At 70.8% G+C, this 17,068-nt stretch carries 15 protein-coding genes; 1 reads left to right on the plus strand and 14 read right to left on the minus strand.

What is annotated here, in order from left to right:
- Positions 1–16 precede the first annotated feature (16 nt).
- The gene (locus AB0H43_RS15595) at positions 17–1,537 is read right to left on the minus strand and encodes an MFS transporter (protein ID WP_360000018.1); all 1,521 of its coding nucleotides are present in this window, start codon (positions 1,535–1,537) and stop codon (positions 17–19) included.
- A 121-nt stretch (positions 1,538–1,658) separates the two neighbouring features.
- Positions 1,659–2,276: a TetR/AcrR family transcriptional regulator gene (locus AB0H43_RS15600; RefSeq protein WP_360000019.1), complete on the minus strand. Its 618-nt coding sequence runs from the start codon at positions 2,274–2,276 to the stop codon at positions 1,659–1,661.
- Between the two features lie 181 nt (positions 2,277–2,457).
- On the opposite strand from AB0H43_RS15600, the gene AB0H43_RS15605 reads away from it, so the two are divergent.
- Positions 2,458–3,132, plus strand: a complete 675-nt coding sequence (locus tag AB0H43_RS15605; RefSeq protein ID WP_360000020.1) for a hypothetical protein — start codon at positions 2,458–2,460, stop codon at positions 3,130–3,132.
- Between the two features lie 127 nt (positions 3,133–3,259).
- Here AB0H43_RS15605 and AB0H43_RS15610 read toward each other — a convergent pair whose 3' ends face one another.
- The 12 genes from AB0H43_RS15610 to AB0H43_RS15665 form a co-directional block, all read right to left on the minus strand.
- Complete coding sequence (locus AB0H43_RS15610; RefSeq protein ID WP_360000021.1) at positions 3,260–4,150, minus strand: ribonuclease Z; 891 nt, start codon at positions 4,148–4,150, stop codon at positions 3,260–3,262.
- Positions 4,151–4,159: 9 nt separating this feature from the next.
- Complete coding sequence (locus AB0H43_RS15615) at positions 4,160–5,263, minus strand: DNA polymerase III subunit beta (protein WP_360000355.1); 1,104 nt, start codon at positions 5,261–5,263, stop codon at positions 4,160–4,162.
- Positions 5,264–5,540: 277 nt separating this feature from the next.
- Positions 5,541–6,296: a 5'/3'-nucleotidase SurE gene (locus tag AB0H43_RS15620; protein WP_360000022.1), complete on the minus strand. Its 756-nt coding sequence runs from the start codon at positions 6,294–6,296 to the stop codon at positions 5,541–5,543.
- Positions 6,293–7,291 (minus strand): PfkB family carbohydrate kinase, encoded by a 999-nt coding sequence (locus tag AB0H43_RS15625; protein ID WP_360000356.1) that lies wholly within the window; start codon positions 7,289–7,291, stop codon positions 6,293–6,295. The genes AB0H43_RS15620 and AB0H43_RS15625 overlap by 4 nt, the downstream gene beginning before the upstream one ends.
- A gap of 120 nt (positions 7,292–7,411) precedes the next feature.
- Complete coding sequence (locus AB0H43_RS15630) at positions 7,412–8,521, minus strand: aminopeptidase P family protein (RefSeq protein WP_360000023.1); 1,110 nt, start codon at positions 8,519–8,521, stop codon at positions 7,412–7,414.
- A 37-nt stretch (positions 8,522–8,558) separates the two neighbouring features.
- On the minus strand, positions 8,559–9,152 hold the full coding sequence (locus AB0H43_RS15635) for a hypothetical protein (protein ID WP_360000024.1): 594 nt from the start codon (positions 9,150–9,152) through the stop codon (positions 8,559–8,561).
- 117 nt (positions 9,153–9,269) lie between these two features.
- On the minus strand, positions 9,270–10,832 hold the full coding sequence (locus tag AB0H43_RS15640; RefSeq protein ID WP_360000025.1) for a serine/threonine-protein kinase: 1,563 nt from the start codon (positions 10,830–10,832) through the stop codon (positions 9,270–9,272).
- Positions 10,833–10,836: 4 nt separating this feature from the next.
- Entirely contained in the window at positions 10,837–11,460 is a 624-nt protein-coding gene (locus tag AB0H43_RS15645) for a class F sortase (protein WP_360000026.1), read from the minus strand.
- A complete protein-coding gene (locus AB0H43_RS15650; protein WP_360000027.1) occupies positions 11,457–12,308 on the minus strand; it encodes a DUF4397 domain-containing protein in 852 nt (283 codons plus the stop codon). The genes AB0H43_RS15645 and AB0H43_RS15650 overlap by 4 nt, the downstream gene beginning before the upstream one ends.
- A gap of 173 nt (positions 12,309–12,481) precedes the next feature.
- On the minus strand, positions 12,482–14,383 hold the full coding sequence (locus AB0H43_RS15655) for an ABC transporter ATP-binding protein (RefSeq protein WP_360000357.1): 1,902 nt from the start codon (positions 14,381–14,383) through the stop codon (positions 12,482–12,484).
- A gap of 113 nt (positions 14,384–14,496) precedes the next feature.
- Positions 14,497–16,233, minus strand: a complete 1,737-nt coding sequence (locus AB0H43_RS15660) for an ABC transporter ATP-binding protein (protein WP_360000358.1) — start codon at positions 16,231–16,233, stop codon at positions 14,497–14,499.
- Complete coding sequence (locus AB0H43_RS15665) at positions 16,233–16,973, minus strand: TetR/AcrR family transcriptional regulator (RefSeq protein ID WP_360000028.1); 741 nt, start codon at positions 16,971–16,973, stop codon at positions 16,233–16,235. Before AB0H43_RS15665 ends, AB0H43_RS15660 begins: the two co-directional genes overlap by 1 nt.
- Positions 16,974–17,068 lie beyond the last annotated feature (95 nt).

A 17,068-nucleotide genomic window follows, 5' to 3' on the forward strand; every position in this document is an offset into this window, starting at 1 on the left:
GTTCCGTGCCGTGAACCTATCCGATGTGGACGGCGCCGCCCGGGACGGCCGAGTTGGTCCGGTCCCGCCGGATCATCACGAAGGTGATGACCGCGGAGACTGCCAGCAGGACCGCGCTGACCGTGAACGCCACGTTGTAGCCGTGGATCGCGCCCAGCGCCTGGTTCTGCGGGGTCGGTCCGCCGTTGTCGACGATGTAGTTCGCGACGGCCGTGGTGAACACCGTGTTGAGCACGGCCACGCCGAGCGACCCGCCGACCTGCTGCGAGGTGTTGATCATCGCGCTGGCCACGCCGGCGTCGTGCTCGGACACGCCCGACAGCGCGGTGTTGCCCAGCGGCACGAAGCAGCAGGCCATGCCGACCGCCATGATGACCAGGGCGGGCATGATCAGCTTCGGGTAGGACGAGTCCGCCTTCAGCTGGGTCAGCCACAGCATGCCGCCGGTCGCGAGCAGCGCGCCGACCGTCATCATCACCCGCGGTCCGACCTTCGGCAGGATCGCGCTGCCCAGACCGGCCGTGAGGATGATGCCGGCCGAGAACGGCAGGTACGCGACACCGCTCTTGAGCGGCGAGTACTGCAGCGTCCCCTGGAAGTAGTAGGTCATGAACAGGAACATGCCCATCATGCCCGCGCCCAGGGTGACCGAGGTCAGGTAGGAGCCGCCCCGGTTGCGCTGCAGCACCACGCGCATCGGCAGCAGCGGGTGCTCGCTCCGCACCTCGACGACCACGAACGCGACGAGCAGCACCGCCGAGATCGCGAACAGGGTCAGCGTGACGCCCGACGTCCAGCCGTCCTCGGCGGCCTTGGTGAAGCCGTAGACGAGGGTGACCAGACCGGCAGTGGACAGCACCGCGCCGGGGATGTCGTACTTGGTGTTGCCGTGCGCCTTGCTCTCCCGGACGATCGGGATCGCCAGCAGGATCGCGATCGCCGCGACCGGGATGTTCACCAGCAGGCACCAGCGCCAGTCGAGGTACTGGGTGAGCAGACCGCCCAGGATCAGGCCGACGGCCGCGCCGCCGCCGGAGATGGCGCCGAACACGCCGAACGCCTTCGCCCGCTCCTTGACCTCGGTGAACGTCACCGTGATCAGGGACAACGCCGCCGGGGCGAGCAGTGCGCCGAAGACACCCTGAAGCGCTCGGGCGGCGAAGAGCATGGCGCCGTTCTGAGCCACACCACCCAGCGCGGAAGCGAGGGCGAAGCCGGCGAGGCCGATGAGCAGCACACGCTTGCGCCCGGCGAAGTCGGCGATGCGGCCGCCGAGCAGCAGCAGGCCGCCGAAGGCCAGCGTGTACGCCGTGACGATCCACTGCCGGTCGGCCTGGGAGATGTTCAGCGCCTCCTGCGCCGACGGCATCGCGATGTTCACGATGGTCGCGTCGAGGACCACCATGAGCTGCGCGATGGCGATGACGACCAGGGCCAGCCAGCGCCGTCGGTCCGGCGGGTGCGACGCCGCTTGACCGGCGTCGACCCGGGACGAGGTGCCGACGGAGGTGGGCGCCGTCGTGGTGTCGTTGGACATGAATGTCCCTTCCCGTTGAGGTGTGAGATGGCGGCCGAAGAGCGCACGCGTCCGCCGCCGGACCCGGTCAGGCTAGAAGCCGTGTCCGACAATTGGATTTCGCTGGATTGAAGGCGATATTTCAGCCGGCGGACCGTCGCAGCACGGGCAGCAGCACGTCATCGACGACGTGCACCGCGTACGCCTCGGCCATCGGGCCGCACTGCCAGGTCTTGTGACTCACGATCATGGCGTGCATCACTTCTTGCAGAGTCTGGGCGTCGGTGCCCTGCGGAACCTCGCCCCGGGCGATCGCCCGCTCCACGATGGTGGTGAACAGGAACGCCTTGGACTCCAAGATGGTGCGTTGCAGCGCCTTCGCCAGGGCGGGCGTGTGACCCGCCGCGGTGATGAGGCCGGTGATGACGTCGCCGTCGGCACGGTTCGCGGCCGTGCACGCCCGGTCCATGAGGTCGAGCAGGTCGCCGCGCAGCGACCCGGTGTCGACCGGGGGTGGCTCCTCGCCGAAGTGCTGGACGATCGCGTCGACGACCATCTCCGGCTTGTCGGCCCAGGTCCGGTAGATGGTGGCCTTGCTGGCGTGCGCGCGCTCCGCCACGTGGTCCATCGTCATCCGGTCGTAGCCGACCTCGGCGAGCAACTCGAAGACCGCCTCGCAGATCGCCTCGCGGCGACCAGCCCCCCGGCGCGAGACGGGTCGGCGCACGTCGACGTCCGGCTGCGACATGGTGTCGGTCATGGCTTCCCCTCCCCCTTCGAGTCACGGTGTACGAAACCGTTCCGTACACCGGACTCTAAACCCAAGATCGGCGATCACCCAACGCTCGACCGAGTGACGATCACCACGGACGCGCCGAGCTGGGATTCCATCGGCGCTTCGGGCTCGACTAGCATCACTGGCTCACCCCCCAGGAGCTGCGATGACGGATCAGACACCCCGGCTTGAGGCGTACCAGTCGAAGCGAAGCAGGACCGCCGTGTGGCTGGCGCTCGGCGTGGCCGTGATCACTGCGGGCCTCGTCGGAGGTCTTCTGTTGATCCCCCGCGCGGACCGCGCCGAACCGATCGCCGTGCCCACCGCCTTCGCCAGCCCCAGCGCGGCCGAGTCGCCGGCGGCGCGAGCGACCGAGGCGGCGACACGGAAGGTGACCCTGCCCGCGAAGCTGCTGAGCCAGCCGCGCTTGACCGACGCCACCCTCCAGAAGCTGGCCGACGGCATGACGCTGCAGTTCAAGGACACCGCGCCGGAGACCGAGGACGCCGTTTCGGGGTTCTACGGCAACCTCGCCAAGCAGAAGCTCACCATGGTGATCGCGGTCGACGCGCCCGTCGGCGACCCCGCGTCCTGGGCCGGCGGCATGACCCACGGCCTCAAGACCAGCCTCAACGCCGGTCCGTTCCACGACGTCAACCCCGGCCCGCTCGGCGGCAGCGCCAAATGCGCCGACGCCAAAGCCAGCGGGATCACGATCGCCGTCTGTCTCTGGGCCGACCAGGAGACCTACGGCGTGCTCGGGTTCTACTACCGCACCTCGGCGAGCGTGACGAGCGACTTCGTCAAGGCCCGGGCGGCCGTCGAACTCCCCACCCCCTGACCCGCTCGCGCTCCTTAGCTCTGCCGCTTTTTGGCGCTGGATCAGGGTTCTCGGTCGAATCTTGGAGCGTGATTCGACCGAGAACCCTGATCCAGCGGGCGGGTCAACGGGCGGGTCAACGGGGTGGTCAGCGGCGGGGCGGGAGCGGGACCCGCGTGAGGTCCTCCGCGACGACGATCTCGCCCGCGTACGCCTGAGCCGCCTCCTCCGCGAACGCGTGCGGTTCGGTGTAGCGCTGCGAAAAGTGCGTGAGGACGAGTCTGCGTACGCCCGCCTCGGCCGCGATCAAGCCGGCCTGAGCCGCCGTGAGGTGCCCGGAGATGGCCGCCAGCTCGGTCTCGCTGCTGAGGAAGGTCGCCTCGATGACGAGCAGGTCTGCCCCGGCGGCCAGCTCGACCGCGGCCGGGCACAGCCCGGTGTCCATGACGAACGCGACCACCTGGCCGGGGCGTACCTCGCTGACCTGTTCCAGCAGCGGGCCGCCCTCGCGCTGCACACGGCCGATCTCCGCACCGTAGATGCCCGCCGCGGCCAGCCGATCCGGCAGCATCCGCCGGCCGTCCGGCTCGACGAGCCGGTAGCCGTAGGACTCGACGGAATGGCGCAGACGTTGGGCGTACAGGGAACCGAAAGGGCCGGTGCCGATGAGCCCGTCGGCCTCGATCGGAGCCGCCTCGACCGGCGAACGGTCGAGGAAGAAGCTCGCATGCCGCAGCCGTTCGAAGAAGGTCGCCCCGCTCGCCGGAAAATGCACGGGCACCGGATGGTCTACGCCGTCGAGCGACAGCCGCTGGATGATCCCGGGCAGCCCGAGGCAGTGATCGCCGTGGAAGTGGGTCACGCAGATCCGGTCGACGGCCGAGGCAGGCAGCCCGGCCAGCAGCATCTGCCGTTGCGCGCCCTCACCCGGATCGAACAGCACGCCGTACTCGTCGAAGCGCAGCAGGTACGCGTTGTGGCTGCGCTGGCGGGTCGGCACCTGGCTGGCGGTGCCGAGGACGATCAGCTCACGGGTCACCTGAGCAGATTACGGAGCCTTCCGCAGCGGCACGACGAGATAGCGCAGCTCGGTGCCGTCGGTGTCGTCGGCCGCGGCGCTGACGCTCGTCGGCTGGATACCGGTCTGGAGGCGGAGCACCACCCGCTCGTCGCCGAACGGGCGCAGCGCGTCGAGCAGGTAACGGCCCTGGTAGAACGCGGTCGCGGAGCCAGCCGTCTGCGCCTTGACCTCCTCCCGGGAGTCGCCCGCGCCGTCGTCGGACCCGCGGACCACCACGACGCCGTCGGCCGCCTCCAGCGTCACCGTCCCGATCGGACCGGCGAACGGCATCGCCCGCTCGACCGCCGCCCGAAGCCGGCCCGCTTCCACGTCGACGGTGCACTCCGGGCGTACGCCGAGCAGCCGGTCGAGCTGCGCGTCCGGGAACGGCAACGCGAGGGAGGACACCGCGACGCCACCCTCGGCCCAGGACAGCCCGAGCCGATCAGCATCGGCGAGCAGCGTCACCTCCGCTCCCGACACCACCCGGGCCGCCTCGGCGAGGATGCCGGCCGGGATCAGGACGTCGACCGCTCCCTCGCCGGTCCAGCGCACCGCCGCGACGGCCAGCCGGAACCGGTCGGTGGCGGCAAGCCGGAGCCGATCGCCGTCCGACCGGACGCGTACGCCGCTGAACAGCGGCAATCCGTCACGGGACGCCGCTCCGGCGACCGCCGCGACGGCCGCCTTGACCGCCTCGGCCGGCGCCCGCCCGGCGACCGGCGGCGGCTCCGGAACGGAACCGAGCGCGGCCGGATCGAGCAGCGGCAACGCGAAGCGGGCAGTGCCGGTGCGGATCGCCAGGCGCGACCCCTCCACGCGTACGCGGACCTCCGGAGCGTCGAGCGAGGCCAGCACCGAGGCCAGCGCCCGGCGACCTACCGCCACGACCCCGTCGGTGTTCGCGACGGCGGCGACGTCACCCCAGACCGCCGCCTCCTCGCCGGACGCGCTCAGCCGCACCTGCTGCCCGGTGACGTCCAGCCGTACGCCGCCCGCGCGGGCCGCCCGGGGCGGCAGCAGCCGGTCGGCGCGCGCGGCGGCCCGAGCGAACGGCGCGGTCGCCACGGTGAACTCCACAGTCGACTCCATGCTCACGGGCGCAGCCTACGAAGGGGGTCAGACATATCCGAGTTGATCAGTCCGTCGCGGAGTTGATCAGGATGTTGATCACGACCGTTAGTTCATGATCGCGCGGACAGCCAGCGGGCGGACAGCCAGCGGGGCAGGGCGGACAGCCAGCGGGGCAGGGCGGACAGCCAGCGCGCCGGGCGTACAGCCAGCGGCGCGGGCGTACAGCCAGCGGCGCGGGCGTACAGCCAGCGGGGCGGGCGGGCGAAGGCCCGCCGGGGCCGCCGAGCGGGGGGCCTCAGCGGGGCAGGGTCAGCTCGATCGGGGCTTCCTGCAACGGGCGCACCGGCGTGATCGTGGCGTACCCCTGGGCGAGCAGGTCCAGGTCCGTCCCGGGTTTGGGCTGTTCGGAGGTCTCCTCCAGGGTTGTGCGTACTGCCCCTGCGGTGATCTCCGCCAGTCCGATCTGCACCTGTCCGAAGCCGCCGAACGGGGCCTGCCGAAGTCCGGCGACTTCCGGGACGTCGGGGACGTTGAGGTTCAGCACCACCGACGTGGGCACCTGGTCGAGCAGCGGAAGCAGCTCCACCGCGAGCCGTCCGGCCGTCGCCCAATGGAGGTCCCCGTCGACCTTGCCGTGCGGGACGTCGAGCGAGACCGCCATCGCGCGTACGCCTCCGATCGCGGCGGTGAACGCGGCCCCGACCGTGCCCGAGTGCAGGACGGCGTTGCCGCAGTTGGCCCCGCGGTTGATCCCGGAGAGCAGCAGATCGGGCGGATCGCCGAACGCGCCCCGGGCGGCGATCATCGCGATGAAGCCCGGCGTCGCGGCGACCGCGTACGCGCACAGGTTCGGCAGCCCGGGCAGTTCGCGTTCCTCCGCGACGATGCGGCCGCCCTCTTCGGTCGCCGTGATCCCGGCGCTGCTACCGCTGCGCTCCCGGCTCGGTGCGGCGACGACCACGTCGAGTCCCGCCTCGTGGAGGCTGGCGGCGAGCTGATGCAGGCCCGGCGCGTCGATGCCGTCGTCGTTGGTCACCACCACCCTGGTCATGCTGGGCCTCCCGGCTGGGTCCGATGCGCGAGTTCGTCGGGCGTGGCGTGACCGTCCATGGGCGGCATCGGCTCGCCCTCGTACGCCCGCAGCGACACCCGCTCGACCAGGCGCGCGATGGCGTCGGCCCGGCCGGTGCCGAGTCCGTGGCGGGTCACGTTGAGCGCTCCGGCGGCCGCGCCGAGGCGTACGGCGGCGGGCAGGTCACCGCCCTGGGCCAGCACCGTGGCGATCCCGGCCGTCATCGAGTCACCGGCGCCGTGATGGTCGGCCGGTTCCAGCTCGGGCATGCGTACCTCGACGATGGTGTCCTCGGGGTCGGGCAGCAACGCGAGCGCCGGCTTCTCGGCCCGGGTGGCGACGACCGCCCGCGCTCCCCCGTCGCGCAGCCGTCGCATGGCCGAGATGAGGTCGGCGGTCCGCTCGGTCGGGGCCCGGCCGTCCCGGACGAGTTCCTCATGCGACACCTTGGCGAGGGCCAGCCCGCCTTCCAGCACCGCGTCCAGGTACGCCCCGGACAAGTCGGCCACCACGGTTCCGCCGTTGCGACGCAGGTCGCCGGCCAGCCGCCGGTAGATGTCGGGCGGCAGCACCTGCGTCTCCGCCATGCCGCTCAGCACGCTGACCTGAGACCGCAGACCTTCGCTGAGGGCGAGCCCGTACAACTCGTCCTGCTCGTGCCGGCCGAGCGCCTCGCCGGGCATGACCGCGACCTCACGGCGTTCGCCGCCCCGCCGGTCGTGGACGTACGCCCCGGTCGCCGAGTTCGTCTCGACGACCCTGGACTCGATGCCCTCGGACTCGATGAGGGTGGACAGCACCTGCCCGGCCTCGCCGCCGAGCGCGGTGCAGAACACCACCTGCGCGCCCAGTGAGGCGATCATCCGGGCCTGCCAGACACCCTGACCGCCGGCGTGGAGGTGGATCTCGTCGGTGCCGCCCCGCGAGGGACGTTCGACGGTCACCGTCAACTGCGGCGCCGGGGCGAAGACCATGACACGCACGGCGGTCTTCTACCCCACTCGAGCGCCCCTCAAGCATGATCGTCGCGTCAGCCATGCGGTTTCGGCGGACATTTCGCCGCCTGAAGCAGCATGGCTGACGCGATGATCACGTCAGCCGACGACGGCCAGTTCGCGCGTGGTGAGGTTGAACCGCTCGCCACCGGTCTCGGTGACGGTGACGATGTCCTCGATGCGCACCCCGAACCGCCCCTTGAGGTAGATACCGGGCTCGATGGAGAAGCACATCCCGGGCACGAGCTGCCGTCCTTCGCCTTCGACGAGGTAGGGCGGCTCGTGGCCGCTCATGCCGATGCCGTGGCCGGTCCGGTGGACGAACTGCTCGCCGTACCCGGCCTCGGTGATGATCCGGCGGGCGACCCGGTCGATCTCCTCGCACGGCACGCCGGGGGCGACGGCGTCGAAGGCGGCCTGCTGCGCTCGCCGTACGACGTCGTGCACGGTCAGCTCCTCCTCGGTCGGCTCGCCGACGTGCACGGTCCGGCTGATGTCGGAGCCGTAGCCGTCGCGCAGCCCGCCGAAGTCGAGCACGACCATGTCGCCGTCCTCGATCACCCGCTCGCCCGCGTGGTGGTGCGGGTTCGCGCCGTTCGGTCCGGAACAGACCAGGGCGAAGTCCACACGCTCGTGCCCGAAGTCGTGCAACAGCCGCGTCAGGTCCGCGGCCACGTCCAGCTCACGACGCCCGGCGAAGGCCATCGTCAGGATCGCCTCGAACGCGCGGTCCGCGGCCTCACCTGCACCGCGCAACCGCGCCAGCTCCGCGTCGTCCTTCACGGCCCGGAGCATGGGCAGGACTTCGGTCATCGACTTGTACGCGATGTGCGGGGCCGTCCGCTGCAGTCCCAGGACGTGCATGGCCCAGGCGGAGTCCGAGATCGCGTACGCCGCAGCGCCTAAGTGTTCGGCGGCGACGGCGTAGGGATCGGTGCCGTCCGGCCAGTCCACGAGCCGGAGGTGACTCGCGCCCGGACACTTCTCGGCGTCACCGCGTTCGAGCCGGGGCACCACGAGGACGGGGTCCCGGTCGGCCGCGATCGCCAGCAGCGTCAACCTTTCCGTGACGGGCGGCGTATACCCGCACAGGTACGCCAGATCCGGGCCGGGCGTGATCAGCAGCCCGTCCAGGCCCGCACCGGCCGCCGCGCGGGCGACCCGGGCCACTCGGTCGGCGTACTCGTCACTGGTGAACGGCGTGACCATGGCGTTCTCCCGGCTGCGTCGGCGGACGCCAGCGGGCTCAGCAGGCGCCGAAGCCGTCCGTGTAGAGCCGCTGGACGTAGTCAGCGTAGCCCGCGACCTCCTTCCGCACCGTCGTCCCGTCATGGAGGAACAGGTACGCCGCGTCGCCCTGCCGCACCATGATCCCCGGGTACGCGTGACTGCCCGCCGGCGGCGTCAGCTCGACCTCATCCGAGTACGCCTGCCGCACAGCCTCGACGCTGCTGCCTTCGGAGATTCCCTCGGGCGTACGCACCGGGGCGTGCGCCCACAGCAACACCAGCCGGTCCTGCGCGAACACCGGGTCGACGCCGGTCAGGTCGCCGAACTGCATCACGCAGGCGCCCTGATGCTTGGTGAGTCCGTGCTCCGCGGTCACCTCGGCCACCGTGTCGCCGAACTTGATGTCAGCGATCCCGGCGAAGGTCACGATGTCGTCCGAGCCGGACGTCCTTGGCGCGTTGTTCGCGACCTGTTCGACGGCCCTGGCGTCCGGGGTGGCGCTGTCCGCAGGCCGGTCATCACGAAGCAGCCGGACTCCGGCGAACACCGTGGCCGCCGCCAGGCAGCCGACGACGATCGTGGCGGCGATGGCGGTTGCGCGGTGCGTCACCCGCATAGTGCACCCCCTGTGCTCAATCGGTGACCCAAGGTAACAGTGTTGCCGGCCTCTGCCGGGAGGTCTTCGCCCTGCTGCGACGAAGACACCGGGGAATCCGATTCGAGCCGCTCAACCGACCGGGGCGCCTGACCCCGTCGGAAAGACCGGGAGCCGCTGGCCGGCCCCGGGCGGGGGCGGCCGGAAGCTTGCGCGCACCACGTCGTACAAAGCCCGGTTCGGCGGGAAGTCGGCGTCGTCGGTGGCCCAGTAGACGATCAGGTCGGCCGCCGGATGACTGATCACCAGTGCGGCCGCGTGGCGCCGGACGCTGCCGGAGTCGAAGGTGAACTCCCACTCGGCGGCCGGGACCGCCATCGACAGCGGCTTGAGATGCACCAGCGCGTAGCCGGGAAGAACACCGGCGTCGATCAACCGGCGCTCCTCGGCGCGGCCGCCCTGGACGGGATCCTCCGTCGCCGGCCGGATCGGGTCGACGGCCAGCACCCGCCCGCCCCGAGGGTCGGCGAAGCAGGCGGTCGACCCCACCGACCAGGTACGCCACCCGACCGGCACGCCCACCCCGAAGCTGCCGGGCCGGAAGTACCAGGTGAAGCCGTTCACTAGTTTGGGCGTACCGGGGGGACCGGGCCGGTCGGTGGGCACGGGATGCGCGTCGGGGGGAGGCGGCTGCTCACAGGCGACCACGCCCGCCTGAACGGCGGTGGACAGTTGCGACGCTTGGTCCAGGTCGCCGCCGGCGCCGCCGGTCCGGGCGGCCGCGACGGCGGCTCCGCTCCCGGCCGCGATCGCCGTGACGAGGACGGCGGCCAGGATCAGGCGCATCCGGCGTCGGCGGCGCGCCTCGAGATCGGTGGACTGCCCGTTCGCCGCCCGCAGCAGCAGCCGCTCGACCTCGGCCGACGTCATCCGCGTACGCGGGTCTCGCCGCAGCAGCCCGTCGATCACCGGCTTCAGCGACCCCGCCTGCAGCAACGGGTCCGGCTCCTGGGTGGCCAGCGCGGTGAGCGTCTCCACCACGCTCGGCCGGGCATAGGGCGTACGCCCTTCGACCGAGGCGTACAACGTCGCGCCCAGGGACCAGAGGTCGGATTCCACGCTGGACAAGCCGAGCCGGGCGCGCTCGGGCGCCAGATACTGCGGGGTCGCGATCAGGCCGGGCCGGGTGATCGCCCCGTCGGTGTCCAGCGTGGCCAGGCCGAAGTCGGTCAGCACGACCCGGCCGTCGGCGCCGATGAGCACGTTGTGCGGCTTGACGTCCCGATGCAGGACGCCCGCCCCGTGCGCCGCCTGCAACGCGGCGAGCACCGCCAGGCCGACCTCCGCGGCAACCCGCGGCGGCAGCGGCCCGTCCTCCTCCAGCACCTTCTGCAGCGATCGGGACGGCACGTACTCCATCACGATCCACGGCCACTTCTCGGAGTGGAGCACGTCGTAGATCTTGACCACGTTCGGGTGGTTCAGCCGGGCCGCCGCACGCGCCTCCCGGAGGGTCAGCTCCCGCAGCTGATCGCGCTCGGACTTCGTGAGCCACGCCGGCGGGACCACTTCTTTGATCGCCACCTGGCGGTGCAACACCTCGTCGTGAGCCAGCCAGACTCGGCCCATGCCACCCTTGCCGACCGGTTCGAGCAGCCGGTACCGGCCCGCGATCAGCGCCGTCGTCTCCGTCATGCGATCACGTCCGCACCGCCGAGACGACGATGTTGTCCTCATAGGACCGGGCGTCCCGGTCGAAGTCGCCGCCACAGGTGATCAGGCGCAACTGCGCGTCCGGGGTGGGGCCGTAGACCTCCGCCGCCGGGAAGGCGCTCTTGGCGTACTCGTGGACGGCGGTCACCGCGAAATTCACCCAGGCTCCCCCACGTTGCACCTCGACACGGTCGCCCGGCCGGAGCTGGCGCAGCCGATAGAAGACAGCCTTGCCGTGGATCGAATCCACATGCCCGGCGATCACCGCCGGACCCTTCTCACCTGGGACGGTGCCTTCGGCGTACCAGCCGGCTTGGTCGAAGGAACTCGGCGCGATCAGCCGCCCGCGGACGTCGAGGTGCAGGGCGGCGAGCGCGCTGTCGACGCCGATGGCGGCGATCCGCAGGCGAGTCGGCGGCGGCACCGTGCTGGTCGAAGGCGCCGGGACGATCACCCCGGCCACCCACGCGGCCGTCGGCCCGGGACGGGCCGCCACCCGGAGCAGACTCGCCGCCCCGGCCAAGGCGCCCACGGCGACCACCGCGAGCAGCACCGCACCGACCGGCCCCGGCGCCCGATGGCGCCGGATCGCGGTCCCCGGCGCGCTCACCACACCCGGGCCGCCCGCCGGTGAGCTCGAGCGACCAGGAGGGCCGTCAGCCCGCCGAGCGCGCCCACCGCGACCAGCACCAACGCGCCGGCTCCGACCATCGGCCAGATCGGCGCGGGCGCGGTGCCACCACCACCGGTCTCGACGCCGCCGGTCGGTACGCCGCCCTCGCGCGTCGCGTCGGTACGCAGCTCGGCGCGCAGGCCCTGCGGCCCGTCCAGGATGAGCATCGAGTAAACGGCGCCGGGCTTGAGGACGCAGGCCAGCCCGGTGGGCGCGCGGCCGTCGGCCGGGCTGATCACCAGCCGCCAATCACCCGGTTTGACCTGCTGGTACGCCGTGGCCGTGGCGAACGCGACGTTCTCCGCGATCGGCGTCCCGTCCGGCAGCGCCACCCCGAGGACGGGCACGGCGACCGAGGCCTGGACGACGCGGACCTTGGCCTGCCCGTCGGCCGGCAGGCTCAAGTCGTCGACGATGACGCGCAGCCCCAGGTCGGCGTAGCGGCCGACCCCGGCGACCGTGTACGCCTGCCCGGCGGCGACGCTGACCTGCGTCGTCAGTACCGGCGGCTGTGACTTCGGCGCGCCCGAGGGTCGCATCGCGACGGTGTAGCCACCGGCCGGCAGCGCCAGATAGTCGGACATCACGCCGTACCCGACGCCGGGAAAGACCTGTTCGGCGAGGGCGCCGGTCTGGGAGGAGAGGTACACGTCGACGGCGGGAGTGTCCGGTGACAGATGCGCCAGGCGGACGTAACCGTGACCGGCGGCGTACGCCGGAGCGGCGGGCGCCGTCCCGGCGAAGAGCAGCGCGACCACGGCCAATCGCGCAGCGCGTGATAGCACGATGCCTCCCCTCGACACGCTGAAGAGTGCCCCCTGACGGTGATCCTCACCATTGCCCGTTTGGCCGAGCTGTGCCGCCTTTCTCCCCGGCGGGTGTCGCTCCCACGCTGGCCGGAACACGCGACCGGCCGCGGTCCCAGGCGGGACCGCGGCCGGTCGGGTAGGCGACAGAATCAGTCCACTTCGGCCAGCGCCTGGGCGAACTGCGCCTGGTAGAGGCGGGCGTACGCGCCGTCCCTGGCGATGAGCTCCGCATGGGCGCCCTGCTCGACGATCCGGCCGTTCTCCATCACGAGGATGGTGTCGGCGTCGCGGATCGTGGACAGCCGGTGGGCGATGACGAAGCTCGTCCGGCCCGCCCGCAGACTGCTCATCGCCCGCTGGATCAACACCTCGGTACGCGTGTCGACCGAGCTGGTCGCCTCGTCCAGGATGAGGATCGTCGGCTCGGCGAGGAAGGCCCGGGCGATCGTGATCAGCTGCTTCTCGCCCATGCTGATGTTGCCGCCCTCCTCGTCGATGACGGTGTCGTAGCCGTCGGGGAGCGTACGGATGAAGCGGTCGGCGTGCGCGATCTCGGCCGCCGCGACGATCTGCTCCCGCGTCGGGTTGTCCGCCCCGTACGCGATGTTCTCGGCGATCGTGCCGCCGAACAGCCAGGTGTCCTGCAGCACCATGCCGGTCTGCTCGCGCAGCTCCTCCCGGGACATCTCGGCGATGTCGACGCCGTCCAGCGTGATCCGGCCCTTCGACACGTCGTAGAACCGCATGAGCAGGTTGACGAGCGTCGTCTTGCCGGCTCCGGTCGGACCGACGATCGCGACGGTGTGCCCCGGCTCGACCGCCAGCGACAGGCCCTCGATCAGCGGCCGGTCCGGCTTGTAGCTGAACGAGACGTCCTCGAAGGCCACCCGGCCCCGGACCTCGGCCGGGCGTGCCGGGTGCTGCGGCTCGGGCGACTGCTCGTCCGCGTCGAGCAGCTGGAACACCCGCTCGGCCGAGGCGACGCCGGACTGCAGCAGGTTGGCCATGCTGGCGACCTGCGTCAACGGCTGGCTGAACTGCCGGGAGTACTGGATGAACGCCTGGACGTCACCCAGCGACATCGCACCCGAGGCGACTCGCAGCCCGCCGACGACCGCGACGAGCACGTAGTTCACATTGCCGAGGAAGAACAGCGCCGGCTGGATCATCCCGGAGATGAACTGCGCTTTGAAGCTGGACGCGTACAGGGCGTCGTTGTGCTCGGCGAAGGTCTGCGACGCCTCCTTCTGCCGCCCGAAGACCTTCACCAGCGAGTGCCCGGTGAACATCTCCTCAATGTGCCCGTTGAGCTTGCCGGTCGTGGCCCACTGCCGGATGAACTGCGGCTGGGACCGCTTGCCGATCCGGGCCGTCACGATGATCGACAGCGGCACGGTGATCAGCGCGATCACCGCGAGCAGCGGCGAGATCCAGAACATCATCCCCAGTACGCCGACGATCGTCAGCAGCGACGTGACCAGGATGCTCAGCGTCTGCTGCAGGGTCTGGGCGATGTTGTCGGTGTCGTTGGTCGCCCGGCTGAGCACCTCGCCCCGGGGCTGGTTGTCGAAGTAGCTGAGCGGCAGCCGCGACAGCTTCAGCTCGACCTGCTCCCGCAGCCGGTAGATGGTCCGCTGGACCACGACGGTGGTCAGCCGGCCCTGGATCACGCCGAACAGCCACGCCACGACGTAGATGCCGAGGACCCACAGCAGGATCGTGCGGAGCTGGTCGAAGTCGATGCTCTGACCGGGCGTGAAGTCCATCGAGGACAGCATGTCGGCCAGCCGATTCTGGCCGGTCGCCTGGACCCCGGCCACGACCTGCTCCTTGGTCATGCCCGGCTGGTCGAACTGCTGGCCCATGACGCCGGCGAAGATGACGTCGGTCGCCTTGCCCAGGATCTTCGGCCCGAGCACCGACAGGAACACGCTCGCGATGCCGAAGAGCATCAGCGCGCCCACCACGAACCGCTCCGGCCGCAGCATCTTCACCAGCCGCTTCAGCGAGCCCTTGAAGTCCAGCGGCTTCTCCGCCGGTGCGCCCATCATCCGGCCCGGCCCGAAGCCGGGGCCGCCACCCTGCGGCCGGCGTACCGGGGCGGCCGGTTGCGCGGGCGCCTCTCCGGCCGGTGCGGCGGCCTTGCCGTTCGGGGATTCACTGGTCACGCGACGGCCTCCTGCTCGGTGAGCTGCGACAGCACGATCTCCCGGTACGTCGGGTTGCCGTCCATGAGTTCGGTATGGGTGCCCTCGCCGACGACCTGGCCCTCGTCCAGGACGAGGATCCGGTCGGCGTCGCGGATCGTGCTGACCCGCTGGGCGACGATGACGACCGTCGCGTCGGCGACCTCCGACCGCAGCGCCGACCGCAGCCGGGCGTCGGTCGCGTAGTCCAGCGCGGAGAACGAGTCGTCGAAGAGGTAGATCTCCGGCCGCAGCACCAGGGTGCGGGCGATGGCCAGGCGCTGCCGCTGACCGCCGGAGACGTTCGAGCCGCCCTGGGCGATCGGCGACGCCAATCCGTCGGGCAGCTCCGAGACGAAGTCCTTGGCCTGGGCCACCTCCAGCGCCCGCCACAGTTGCTCGTCGGTGGCGTCCGGGTTGCCGTAGCGCAGGTTCGACGCGATCGTCCCGGAGAACAGGTACGGCTTCTGCGGCACGTACCCGACGAGCGTCGCGAGCAGCGCGGGGTCGAGTTCGCGGACGTCGACGCCGTCGACGAGGACCTCGCCGCCGGTCACGTCGAACAGGCGGGGCACGAGATTCAGCAACGTGGACTTGCCCGACCCGGTGGATCCGATGACCGCGGTCGTCTGCCCGCGTTGCGCGGTGAGATCGATCCCCCGCAGCACCGGCTCCTCGGCGCCCGGGTAGCGGAACTCCACCTGCCGCAAGTCGAGACGGCCGTCCCGGTTGACCTCCGTGACCGGCGCGGTCGGCGGCACGACGCTGGACTCGGTGTCCAGCACGTCCTCGATGCGCTCGGCGCAGACCTCCGCTCGCGGGATCATCATGAACATGAAGGTGGCCATCATGACCGACATCAGGATCTGCATGAGATAGCTCAGGAACGCCGTCAGCGCGCCGATCTCCATGTCGCCGCCGGCGATCCGGTGCCCGCCGAACCACAGCACCGCGACGCTGGAGACGTTCACGACCAGCATGACGGTCGGGAACGCGGTCGCCATCAGCTTGCCGACCGCCAGCGACACGTCCGTGAGCTGCTGGTTGGCGTCGGCGAACCGGGTGTGCTCCCGCTCGTCGCGGACGAACGCGCGGATGACCCGGATGCCGGTGATCTGCTCGCGGACGACCCGGTTCACCTTGTCGATCCGCTCCTGGACCAGCCGGAACAGCGGACGCATGCGGACGACGAGGAACGCCACGATGGCGAACAGGATCGGCACGATGACCAGCAGCAACGCCGACAGCGGAACGTCCTGGCGCAGGGCGAGGATCACGCCGCCGACCATCATGATCGGCGCCGCCACCATCAGCGTGAAGGTCAGCAGGACCAGCATCTGCACCTGCTGGACGTCGTTGGTGGTCCGGGTGATCAGCGACGGCGCCCCGAACTTCCCGACCTCTCGCAGGGAGAAGGACTCGACGCGGTCGAAGAGCGCCCCGCGGATGTCCCGGCCGACCGCCATCGCGGTCCGGGCGCCGAAGTAGACGGCCCCGATCGAGCAGGCGATCTGGATCAGGGTGACGCCCAGCATCACCCCGCCGATCTTGAGGATGTTCCCGGTGTCGCCGGTGACCACGCCGTCGTCGATGATGTCGGCGTTGAGGGTGGGCAGGTAGAGCGTCGCCAGGGTCGAGATGAACTGCAGCAGCACGACCAGGGTTATGTCCCCCCGGTAGGGCCGCAGGTGCTTGCGCAACAGGCGGATGAGCATCATTCTCCCGATCGGTTCGCGGTGTCGTTCGCGGTGTTGTGCAGATCGATGTCCCGGATCTCGTCTTCCCAGCCGTCGAGCAGCATCGCGGCGATGTCCGGGGTCTCCGGCGACTCGTTCTCCCGGACGAGGAGGCCGTCCAGGAGCAGGCTGACGATCTGCTCGGCGTCGAGCGGCTGGAAGTCCTGGGGGGTCGCCTGGCCCAGCAGTCCCTGCTGCCCCATCGCGAAGACCAGGCTCACGAGCATGTGCGCCGCGGTCTCCGTGGGAACCCGCAACCGCTGCCGGTCGGGCTCGATCACGCCGGCCACGGCCCCGAAGGTGCGCTCGCGCATCTCCTTCATCTTGCCGACCATCTCGCCCGCGTCGTCCTCGCCCTTGGCGGCGGTGCGGATGAGCCCGATGAGCTTGCCGCTCTCCTTCAGGCCTCGGACCAGGATGTGCGCGGTGTCCACCAGCCGGCCCCGGAGATCCTGCTCGGGGTCGATGGCCGACAACGCCCGCTCCAGCGGCGCCGGATCGAAGACACTCATGATCGCCGCCCGGACGAGCGACGGCTTGTCGGGAAACACCCCGAAAATGGTGCCTTCGGCGACTCCCGCCGCCTCGGCGATCTGCTTCGTGGTGACCAGGACGCCGTGCTCCTTGAGCAGCGGAATCGTCGCGGCGATGATCGCGGCCCGGCGATCGTCCGGGGCCATCGCGGGCACCCGGCGACGTCGGTTCGGCTCGGTCTTCACGCCGCGAGCTTACTGAGTGAGTGCTCGCTCATTCAAGTCGTGATCACGACGTTTCGCCCACAGCTGATCTCCCTCCTCTCGCTTGGCGCCTCACT

Source organism: Hamadaea sp. NPDC050747, from assembly GCF_040654195.1.
Taxonomy (GTDB): domain Bacteria; phylum Actinomycetota; class Actinomycetes; order Mycobacteriales; family Micromonosporaceae; genus Hamadaea.